Below are 7,874 nucleotides of genomic sequence, written 5' to 3'. Positions count from 1 at the left end.
CCATCGAGCCGCGCGCCCGTGCCGCCGAGGCCCGCCGCGAGCCGCCGGTGCTGCGCGAGGAGATCCGCCACGCCGAGCCGCTGCTGCCGCAGGCGCCGGTGCTCACCGACGGCGCGCCGCGCCGCGACCAGGTCGAGATGATGGAAGAGCTGCGCTCGATGCGCGGCCTGATCGAGCAGCGTTTCGGCGCGCTCGCGTTCATGGAGAAGCTGCAGCGCCAGCCGCGCCAGGCGCAGCTGACGCAGAAGCTGCTGGGCTGCGGCTTCTCGCCGTCGCTGGTGCGCAAGCTCGTCGAAGGGCTGCCCGGCGGCTGCGACGAACTGGCCTGGGCCGCCGGCGTGCTCGAGCGCAACCTCGCCACCGGCGAGCGCGAGAGCCCGCTGGAGGACGTCGGCGGCGTCTACGCGCTCGTCGGCCCGACCGGCGTCGGCAAGACGACGAGCACCGCCAAGCTGGCCGCGGCCTTCGCCACGCGCCACGGCGCCGCCAACCTCGGCCTGATCACGCTGGACGCCTACCGCGTCGGCGCCCACGAGCAGCTGCGCACCTACGGCCGCATCCTCGGCGTGCCGGTGCACACCGCGCACGACCGCGCCTCGCTGGAAGACCTGCTGGACCTGCTGTCGGCCAAGAAGATGGTGCTCATCGACACCGCCGGCATGGCCCAGCGCGACGCCCGCACACGCGAGCTGCTGGACATGCTGTCGCACCGCTCGATCAACAAGCTGCTGGTCGTCAACGCCGCCGCCCAGGGCGAGACGATCGAGGAAGTGCTGCTGGCCTACGGCGCCGCCGCCTGCCGCGGCATCGTGCTGTCCAAGATGGACGAGGCGGTGAAGCTGGCGCCGGCGCTGGATGCGCTGATCCGCTACAAGCTGAAGGTGCTCGCGGTGGCCAACGGCCAGCGTGTGCCCGAGGACTGGCACCGCCTGTCGGCCAACGCGCTGGTGCAGCGTGCGCTGCGCGGCGGCGGCAGCCCGGCCTGGCGCATGGACAGCGCCGACATGAACCTGGTGTTCGCCGGCGTGCCGACGCCCGCCGCCGGCAACCCGCTGCACGCCTGAACCCGGCGCCGAGCAGCATGCGCGACTTCTACGCCACCGACACCGCGCCGCTGGACCAGGCCCACGGCCTGCGCCGGCTGTTCGCGGCCTCGCGCCAGCGTTTCGTCCCGCTGGCCGCCAACCCGCACGTGCCGTTTTCCGGCGTCGTCATCGACGAGCTGACCGCCGCCTTCGTGCAGCGCGGCCAGCGCGTGCTGGTCGTCGACGCCGCCGACGGCGCCCCGGCGCCGCGCGAGATCTCGCTGCTGGACCTGGGCGCCGGCATCGAGGACCTGTCGCCGCAGATCGGCTACCTGGCCGCGCGCGGCCTGCCGCTGCGCCACGTCGACACGCGCGGCTCGGCCTCGGCCTTCGTCGACGCGCTGGCCCAGGCCGCGCCCAAGGCCGACGTCGTGCTGGTGCACGCCAATCCCGGCGACCTGGCGCGCATGTTCGGCCAGCGTGCCGCGCGCCCGATCCTCATCGGCGCCGACCACCCGGAGAGCATCAAGCACGCCTACGCCGCCTGCAAGCTGCTCGCCCAGCGCTGCGGCCTGATGACCTTCGATCTCGTGCTCGCCGCGCCGCTGGCCTCGCGGCGCGTGCGCGCCATCGCCTCCAGCCTGGCGAGCTGCGCCGACGCCTTCCTGGGCGCGCTGCTGCACGACTGGGCCGTCGTCGACCCCGCGACCGACCTGCGCGCCGGCCCCGATGCCGCCGTGGCGCGCCTGGTCGGCGGCCAGCTCGCGCTGGACGCGGCCGGTTTCGCCGGCCCTGCGGCGGTGGCGGGTTTCGCCCCGCCGGTCAGCGCGACGACGAACTGAAGAACGCCAGAACACGCCCCGAAAGGCTGCGCCCATGTACACCGCCAAGGGACAACTCGATGCCAACGCGCTGCTCCGGCAATACAGCCCGCTGGTGCGACGGCTGGCGCACCAGATGATCGCCAAGCTGCCGGCGAACGTGGAGCTCGACGACCTGATCCAGGTGGGCATGATCGGCCTGTCCGACGCGCTGTCGCGCTTCGATGCCGCCCAGGGCGTGCAGTTCGAGACCTTCGCCACCCAGCGCATCCGCGGCGCGATGCTCGACGAGCTGCGCGGCAACGACTGGATGAGCCGCGGCGACCGCCGCCACCAGCGCAGCATCGAGGCCGCGGTGCACAAGCTCGAGCAGAAGCTGCACCGCGCGCCCAACGAGAGCGAGATCGCCAAGGAGATGGGCCTGTCGCTCGCCGAGTACCAGGAACTGCTGACCAAGGTCCGCGGCACCCAGCTGATCTACCTGGAGGACATGAGCGGCGACGACGGCGACGAGGACTACCTCGATCGCCACGTCCACGACGACGAGGCCAACCCGCTGGGCCGGCTGCAGGACCAGCGCATGCGCCAGGCCCTGGTCGACGCGATCAAGAACCTGCCCGAGCGCGAGCAGTACGTGATGAGCATGTACTACGAGCACGACATGAACCTCAAGGAGATCGCCGCGGTGCTCAAGGTGACCGAGAGTCGCGTCTGCCAGCTGCACAGCCAGTCGATCGCCCGTCTGCGCACGCGCCTGCGCGAGTGGTGACGCCGGCGCCGTGAACGAATCCGCGCGGCCTGCCCCGGCGCCGCGCGACAGCCTCGTCGGCGACCGCCTCGCGTCTCTGTATCTGATGAAAATGCGACCGCGGCGCGCCGCGATCCCAGGAGACACGATGCTGAAGATGTTCCGGCGCGAGCCCCCGCCGCTGTCCGCCGCCCCTGTGCCCGCCGCTGCGGCCGGTCCCGCCGAGACGGCGCTTCGCCAGATCAACGAACGTGCCTCGGGCCTGGGCCGCGAGGCCGCCGAGGTCTGCGGCGTCATCGCCGACACCCAGCGCATCGCCACCGCCCAGGCCGCGGCGCTGCAGGCGCTGGCCAGCCAGCTCCAGGACGTGGTCGCGGCGCAGGCCGCGATCGCCGGCGAGACCGACAACGGCCTGCGCGCCGTGGCCGAGGTCGGCGAGGCGGTGCAGGCCGTCGGCGCCGAGGTCGGCGGCATCGTCGACACGCTGCGCCAGGTCTCCGGCGCGGCCGGCCAGATCACCCAGATCGCGCTGCAGACGCGGCTCGTCGCCTTCAACGCCTCGGTCGAGGCCAAGCGCGCCGGCGAGGCCGGGCGCGGCTTCGGCGTCGTCGCCGACGCGGTCAAGGATCTGGCGGCCAAGGTCGAGGTCTCGTCCAAGGAGATCCTGACCACCGTCGGCCGGCTCGACGAGCGCATCGCCGCGCTGGCGCGCGAGATCCAGCGCAGCGAAGGCAGCCCCGCCGGCGGCGTGCACCGCGCGCTCGACGGCGTCGTCGAGGGCGTCGGCCGCATCCACGAGGCCAGCCGGCGCAGCTCCGAGGTCTGCGCCGTGCTCGAGGCCCAGATGGCCGGCATCGAGGGCGAGGTGCGCCAGACGACGCGGGCGCTGGACGGCGCCGCCGGCCGCACCGAGAACTTCCTGCGCATCTCCGAGCAGCTGATCGAGGCCTTCGCCGCCAGCGGCCTGGAGACCGAGGACTCGCCGTACATCCGCGCCGCGCAGCAGGCCGCCGGGCAGGTCGCGGCGCTGCTCGAGGACGCGCTCGCCGCCGGCCGCGCGACGCTGGAGGACCTGTTCGACGAGCGCTACCAGCCGATCGCCGGCACCGAGCCGGCGCAGCACACGGCGCGCTTCTCGGCGCTGGCCGAGCAGCTGTTCCCGCAGGTCCAGGAGGCGGCGCTGCAGCTGTCGGACAAGGTCGTGTTCTGCATCGCCGTCGACCGCAACGGCTACGTCGCCTGCCACAACCGGCGCTACAACCAGCCGCAGCGCCCCGGTGACCTGCTGTGGAACACCGCCAACAGTCGCTGGCGCCGCATCTTCAACGACCGCACCGGCCTGGCCTCGGCGCGCAACGAGCGCCCGTTCCTGCTGCAGACCTACCGCCGCGACATGGGCGGCGGCCGCTTCGTCGTGCTGAAGGAAGCCGCCGCGCCGATCACCGTCGGCGGCCGCCACTGGGGCGGGCTGCGGCTGGCGTTCAACTTCTGATCAGTCCGCCGCGGCGGCGAGCGTGAACTCGAAACGCGCGCCGCGGCCCGGCGCGCCGTGCGCGGCCACCGTGCCGCCGTGGCGCTCGACGATGCGCTGCACGATGCTCAGGCCGACGCCGGTGCCGGCGTAGTCCTCGCCGGCGTGCAGCCGGTTGAAGGGCACGAACAGCCGGTCGGCGAGCGCCGGGTCGAAGCCGGCGCCGTTGTCCTCGACGGTCACGCGCAGCCGGCCGTCGGCGTCGGGCGCGGCGGCCACGCGCACCGTCGGCGCCTCGACGCGGCGCGTGAACTTGGCTGCGTTGCCGAGCAGGTTGGCGAGCACGATGCGCAGCGCCGGCGCGCAGCCGTGCACGCGCAGGCCGGGCTCGATCTCCCAGTGCAGCGGCGCGCGCCGCTCCAGCGCCGGCAGCCCCGTCGCGGCGTCCTGCGCCAGCGCGCTCAGGTCCACGCTGTCCATCGGCATCGCCTGCACCGTCGAGCGCGCCAGCAGCATCAGCGCGTCCAGCGTCTCGCGCATCGTGCGCGCCGCCTGCTCCTGCATCGCCAGCAGCTCGCGGTCGGCCTTGTCCAGCCGCGCCGCGGCGCGGTGCGACAGCAGCTGGGCGATGCCCTCGACGTGGCCGATCGGCGTGCGCAGCTCGTGCGCCAGCTGGCGCGAGAACGCGTCGAGGTCGCGGTTGATCTGCTGCAGCTCGCGCGTGCGCTCGGCCACTGCCTGCTGCAGCGCCTCGTTGTCGCGGCGCAGCACGGCTTCGGCCTGCTTGCGCACCGTGATGTCGCGGCCGACGCCGCGGTAGCCGAGGAAGCGGCCCTGGCCGTCGAAACGCGCGATGCCGCTGAGCGACACCCAGCGTGTGCCGCCGTCGCGGGCCTCGGTCGGGAACTCGAAGGAGCGGAAGGGCCGGCGCGTGTCGAGGTCGGCGCGGTGGCGCTCCCAGAGTTCGGGCGGCGTCGCCGTGTGCAGCTCCCAGCGCGTGCGGCCGTCGCCCGGCTCCAGGTAGTCGACGGCGCTGCGGTAGACGGCGCGCCCCACCGGCTGCAGCCGGTGCGCGGCGTCGGTCTCCCAGTACCAGTCGGAGGCCAGGTCGACCATCAGCGCCCAGCGCTGTTCGTTCTCGCGCTGGCGCTCGTAGCCCAGCTTGCGTTCGGTGATGTCGCGGCCCACGCCTTCGTAGCCGGTGAAGCGGCCCTCGGCGTCGTGGCGCGGGCGGCCGCTGAGCGCGATCCACAGCGCGTGGTCGCCGCGGCGCGAGCGTGCCCGCAGCTCGACGTCGCGGAACGGCTGCCGGCGCGCCATGCGCTCGTTCAGCCAGTCCCAGCCCAGCGCCGGCGGCTCGAAGGCCGGCAGCTCGTCGCGGCGCCGGCCGATCAGCTCGTCGAGCGTCCAGCCCAGCTGCGTCGTCAGCGGCGACGAGCCCGACGACCACGACAGGCGCATCTGCTCGTCGCTCTCCCAGTACCAGTCGGCCGACAGGTCGGCCAGCGCGCGCCAGCGGCGCGCGGAGACCCCGGCCTCGGCGGTGTCGGCGGGCGGGCTTTCCGCGCCGCGCGCCAGCGTGTCGGAGAACTCGCGCAGCGCGCGGCGCATGCGCCGGCGCTGGCGCCACAGGCCGTGGGCCGGGAGCAGCAGCGTCAGCGCCAGCGTCGCCGACAGCAGCTGCAGCCACAGCCCCAGGCGGGCCTGGCGCTGCAGCATCTCCTGGCGCGCCTGGGCGGTGACGCGCTCGGCGAGGTCGGCAACGGCGCGCAGCTCGGCGCGGCCGGCGCGCGGCCCCAGGCCGGCCAGCCGCGACTCGAGCAGGTCCAGCTCGTGCAGCACGAGGCCGCCGCTGGCGGCGGCGCCGCGCAGCGTCGCCAGCCGCTGGCGCAGCAAGGCGAGCTCGCGCTGCGTCTCGTCTTCGGCGCCATCGGCGACGGTCCAGCCCAGACGGGCGGTGGCGGTGCCGAGGCCGTCGGCCGCGTCGGCCAGCGTGGTGTCCGGGCGCTGCTGCAGCAGCGCGATGACGAGGGCCGCCGCGCACACCGGGCCGGCGAGCAGCAGCAGCCAGCGGTTGTCGGCACAGCCCCGCAGGCGTTCCAGCAGGGTGCGGGCGGCTTCGGCGCCGCTGGAGGCAGAGCCTGGCGCTGCGGACGTCCAGGCGGTATCGGTGTTTCCCAACGCAGACTGATCGATCAGGACGCCGCTCGTGACGGCGCCCGGGTGATGGGGCGGGGGCCGCAGTCGTGGCCGCGCCCCTCGGGTTTGTCAGGAGGCCATTGTCACCCCATTCCTGACGCGGACCCCGGCGTGCCGCGCCGCGGCCGCCGAAACGACGACGGCCGGGCCGCTGACGCGACCCGGCCGTCCGGGAATGGGGCGAGGGCGGCGCGAGCCGCCGCGTGATCAGGCCAGCAGCGAGCCGCCGTGGCTGGTGCGGGTGCTGGCACCGGCGGCGCCGTAGCCGCCGCTGCCGATGTTGGGCAGCAGGACGTCGATCGCGCGGTCGAGCGCGGCGGTGGCGCGGGCCAGCGCTTCGCGCTGCGCGGCCACCTGCCCCCCGGCGACGGCCAGGCGCTGGCGCAGCGGCATCGGCACGCCGCCTTCGCGTGCGGCGCGGGCGAAGTGCTCGACGGCGGCGGCAAGCGCGCCGTGCAGCTCGCCGGCGGCGGACTCGATGCCGGCGGCGTCGCTGGCCGCCAGCGCGGCGCCGAGCTCGGCCAGGCGCTGCTCGAGCGTGTCCAGCGGGGCTTCCAGTTCGGTGGCGCGTTGCAGCGCCCGCATTTCGGCGGCAGTCGTCAGCATGGACGCTTCGGCGTAGTTCAGCGGTTGTAGGTTCTGCCCAGGAGCTCCTGGGCATTGGCGATCAGCTTGTCGGCGATCTTCTCGGCGTCGACCTGGTAGCCGCCTTCGCGGATCGCCTGGGCGATGCGGTCGACCTTGGCGGCGTCGAAGCTGCCGTCGGCGGCGTCGCTGGCGGCCAGGGCCGCCGACGACAGCTCGACCTTGGCGCTCGGCTCGGCCGTGGCGCCGGACGTGCGTGCCTGCGAACCCGTCTTGCGGTCGCCGTTCACCGCCGAGGCGGGCGACGTGGAATCGAGGTGACCGATCTTCATGTTGAACTCCAGCAGGAGCCGTCCCGGCGGGGCAGCCTCCCATGACATGATCGCTGTATCGGAGCGTGGAGAGCCAACTTTAGGGCCCGGCGGGATGATTTTTCATCGGTCCCCTGAATGCGGGGGGAATCGCGCTCAGCGGGCGACATCGACACGCCCCTCGGCCGTGGGCCAGCCGGTGACGATGCGCCCGGCCTCGGTGCGCACGCGCACCAGCCGGCCTTCGACGCCGCGCATCAGCGCCTCGCCGCGGGTGCTGACGGCGTAGCCGTCGCCGCGTGCCACGACGCTGACCACCTCGCCGGCGGCGAACCACTCGCGCGGCTTCAGCGCGTCCAGGCGCAGCGCCTGGCCGGGCGCCAGCGGCCGCGCCAGCGTGCGGCCCTCCAGCGCCTGCACCGAGGCCAGCGGCGGTGTCGCCGCCGCGGCCCAGTCGACCTCGCCCAGCGCCAGCTGGCCGGGGGCCAGCACGGTGCCGGGGGCCAGCGCCGTGACGGCGACGACGCCCGGGCCCCAGACCTCGACGGTGATCGGCAGGAAGACGTTCCAGGGCACGGCGCCGTCGCGGCAGCGCAGGCCCACGCGCGCGCGGCCCCAGGGGCGCACGCCTGTCGGCAGATAGGGCTCGACGCGGTTGCAGGGCGCCAGCCGCAGCCGCGGGTCCAGCCGGCCGGGCACGACCTCGACGCGCAG

General features: G+C 74.4%; 8 protein-coding genes. 4 read left to right on the top strand and 4 right to left on the bottom strand.

The genetic code is table 11. The features are described 5' to 3' along the window. The 4 genes from flhF to RBXJA2T_RS17925 form a co-directional block, all read left to right on the top strand. Positions 1-1,064, top strand: a 1,064-nt coding sequence (gene flhF, locus RBXJA2T_RS17940; RefSeq protein ID WP_009858846.1) for a flagellar biosynthesis GTPase FlhF, incomplete at its 5' end; no start/stop codon positions are given. A gap of 17 nt (positions 1,065-1,081) precedes the next feature. Then, a complete protein-coding gene (locus tag RBXJA2T_RS17935) occupies positions 1,082-1,867 on the top strand; it encodes a MinD/ParA family ATP-binding protein (protein ID WP_009858845.1) in 786 nt (261 codons plus the stop codon). A 34-nt stretch (positions 1,868-1,901) separates the two neighbouring features. Further along, the gene (locus RBXJA2T_RS17930) at positions 1,902-2,615 is read left to right on the top strand and encodes an RNA polymerase sigma factor FliA (RefSeq protein WP_009858844.1); all 714 of its coding nucleotides are present in this window, start codon (positions 1,902-1,904) and stop codon (positions 2,613-2,615) included. A gap of 127 nt (positions 2,616-2,742) precedes the next feature. Continuing rightward, on the top strand, positions 2,743-4,086 hold the full coding sequence (locus RBXJA2T_RS17925) for a methyl-accepting chemotaxis protein (protein WP_009858843.1): 1,344 nt from the start codon (positions 2,743-2,745) through the stop codon (positions 4,084-4,086). On the opposite strand, the gene RBXJA2T_RS17920 is transcribed toward RBXJA2T_RS17925, so the two are convergent. The 4 genes from RBXJA2T_RS17920 to flgA form a co-directional block, all read right to left on the bottom strand. Continuing rightward, on the bottom strand, positions 4,087-6,246 hold the full coding sequence (locus RBXJA2T_RS17920; RefSeq protein ID WP_009858842.1) for a sensor histidine kinase: 2,160 nt from the start codon (positions 6,244-6,246) through the stop codon (positions 4,087-4,089). Between the two features lie 225 nt (positions 6,247-6,471). Next, on the bottom strand, positions 6,472-6,870 hold the full coding sequence (locus RBXJA2T_RS17915; protein WP_138938927.1) for a hypothetical protein: 399 nt from the start codon (positions 6,868-6,870) through the stop codon (positions 6,472-6,474). A gap of 17 nt (positions 6,871-6,887) precedes the next feature. After that, on the bottom strand, positions 6,888-7,181 hold the full coding sequence (gene flgM, locus RBXJA2T_RS17910; RefSeq protein ID WP_009858840.1) for a flagellar biosynthesis anti-sigma factor FlgM: 294 nt from the start codon (positions 7,179-7,181) through the stop codon (positions 6,888-6,890). A 135-nt stretch (positions 7,182-7,316) separates the two neighbouring features. Continuing rightward, positions 7,317-7,874 (bottom strand): flagellar basal body P-ring formation chaperone FlgA (gene flgA / locus RBXJA2T_RS17905; RefSeq protein ID WP_039956886.1); only part of this gene is annotated, 558 nt, incomplete at its 5' end.

Origin of the sequence: Rubrivivax benzoatilyticus JA2 = ATCC BAA-35 (assembly GCF_000190375.1) — a bacterium.
GTDB lineage: Bacteria > Pseudomonadota > Gammaproteobacteria > Burkholderiales > Burkholderiaceae_C > Rubrivivax > Rubrivivax benzoatilyticus.
The sequence above is the reverse complement of the archived record's forward strand: the minus strand, read 5'-3'. Positions and strand labels throughout refer to the sequence as shown.